Annotated in this window: 1 pseudogene; it reads left to right on the plus strand. The window is 57.3% G+C overall.

Annotated features, from left to right (window positions below):
- Positions 1-220, plus strand: a pseudogene (locus G5B31_RS20995) (IS5/IS1182 family transposase); the annotation flags it as partial.
- Between the last annotated feature and the right edge of the window lie 54 nt (positions 221-274).

A 274-nucleotide genomic window follows, 5' to 3' on the forward strand; every position in this document is an offset into this window, starting at 1 on the left:
CTTGCGAACCACCAAATACCTCGGCCGGACAATCTGGCGACGATGGAGCGCATATCATCGCCGAAGTCGTGCAGAGACAAAAATGCACTGTATGAAACTGCTGGGCCAGCGCCTGACCGCGAGGGAGTTCGACCGCCAGGTCGCAGAACTCCATATCCGCATGGCTGTCATGAACGGCTACACAGCGCTCGGCATACCCGTCACAGAGACTGTGGGATAAATCCGTCCGGGGAAAGGGACAGTCCGGCCATAAACCGATTTGTGCAACAGAGCC

Source organism: Rhodobacter sp. SGA-6-6 (assembly GCF_011043545.1).
In the GTDB taxonomy this organism is placed as follows: domain Bacteria; phylum Pseudomonadota; class Alphaproteobacteria; order Rhodobacterales; family Rhodobacteraceae; genus Pseudogemmobacter.